Origin of the sequence: Pseudomonas sp. 10C3 (genome assembly GCF_036346185.1) — a bacterium.
Taxonomy (GTDB): Bacteria; Pseudomonadota; Gammaproteobacteria; order Pseudomonadales; family Pseudomonadaceae; genus Aquipseudomonas.
Map to the genome: position 1 here is coordinate 1 of NZ_JASJVE010000060.1, position 1820 is coordinate 1820.

Consider the following 1820-nt stretch of genomic DNA (forward strand, 5'->3'; position numbering starts at 1 on the left):
GGGGACGAAACAGACTTCACGGCGTTGGCGGTTGAAGCGGGTAGGGACGAGGGTTTCGTATTTTGCGAGGTGGTTGATAGTAGTGATTAGAAATATGGCAAGTGTTATGCCAGCGCCCAAAGCTCCGTATCTCAAGCCAGACGGAATCATATCCAACGTAAAGTTGACAGAGCTTTTTAGATCCTCCCCTACGAGTAGTCCCATTAGGCCGAATATCGCTGGAGCCAGGAAAGCAGTCATACAAAAAAAGCTAAAGGGACCACCTAGTGTTGCCTGCCAACTGAACACCGATGGCGTTCCAAACCCAAACTCCATGTAGGTTTCATTTTCTTCACCTACCGCACTTCCGTAGTCCTGAGCCGGCCTGTCGGTGGGCAAAGGAACGGGGGCCAGATAAATAACCTGGCCGCTGGGGAAGTTTTCGATCATCCCGGCATACGGTTCACGACTGATTGGTGGCGGCGCGTCAGGTGGCTGTTTAGCCATATCAGTCGTCCTCCTGTGGCAGGTGGAGGGGATCGATCAGGTAAAAAGTGCATTTCTCCCCTTGAGGTTCAAGGTTCTTATCAGCGATCTCACCGCCTTGGCCGTCGAGAGGTACGCGGAATTGATAAACGTTGAGTAAGTAAACGCCGTCCTCGGGGCTAAAGTCTCCGAGTTCAACGGTCACCACCAACTCGTCGCGCTCGGTGGCGGTGGGGCGATACTTGCGAGTGGGCGCCTCAAACTCCAGAACCAGGGGTGTCGCTTGTTTGATCTGCAGTTTTTGGATTAGGGCGTCAGTCGCTACAGTCCAGCGTTCAACGGCGTTGACTCGTGTGGTATGAGTGCGGACTTCATAGCCACCTATCCTGAGCACGGTTTTGGCTTTGCTGTTGCCAAAAGGTTTCATCAAATCGGCGCTGGAGGTGGTGGGCAGGTGCAGCACTATTCGTGTCGCGGGCTGGGTGCCCTGATTATCGGGTTGCTCAGGCCATACTACGATTTTTGGGGCCTTGACCTGAACGTGCAGACTTTTTTGGTACTCGCTTAATGGCAGCGACAAACGTCGATCCGGATCCTGACTCCAGGGTGTCGTTTGCAGCCATCGATCATGGCGACTGAGGTTATAGCGGTTGTAAAACCAGGTGCCCGACAGCTCTAGCGCGGTAATCAGAATACCGGCTACGTTGAAACGGAAAAATACCGTTGCCAAACGAGGTCCCGACACTGCCCAAGCGGTTGCGCGAGCTTCGGGTTGCCAAATAACGGCGAGAATATTCCGTAAAGCCACACCGCTTTGTTGCACCCCGTAAGCATTATTAAAGAATGCGCCGCTATTACCGACCATGCTTAGAGCTGCTCCCGCTTGGGCTCCTGCATTGCCCTCGCGGGTGGCATTTAGCCAATTATCGTGTGAGATATTTAGATTGGTCAGAGCAGCAACCATTCCAGCTGAGTAACCCACAATCCCTAGACCGATGTGTAGTTTGCCCATCTGGACATGAATACCCTTCAACTCAGCCACTTTTAGGTTTCTACCCAATTGAGCTGCGTGAGCACTGAGGGCGGTATCGGCAATCCCTTGGGCGGCCCCAAACCCTGCTGCGGCAGTAGTAAAAAATGGACCCCACAATAGCCCGGTGTCCCTTTTTTGTTCGGGTTCAGCCATTACCTCTTTCCACACCTGCACAAAATTCACCAACTGCACCGCAAACACCAACAGCCCAGCCCCATCCCCTAATAGTCCTGCTGTAGGCGCAACCCTCACCCCCTGCCGATAGTTATCCAGCAGCGACCGTACCTGCGCCTGCTGCTCTGGAGGAAACACCAACGCTAAC

Annotated in this window: 2 pseudogenes; both read right to left on the reverse strand. The window is 53.5% G+C overall.

Annotated features, from left to right (window positions below):
* Window positions 1-486: pseudogene (locus QN399_RS26080) on the reverse strand (hypothetical protein); the annotation flags it as partial.
* 1 nt (window position 487) lies between these two features.
* Window positions 488-1820: pseudogene (locus QN399_RS26085) on the reverse strand (hypothetical protein); the annotation flags it as partial.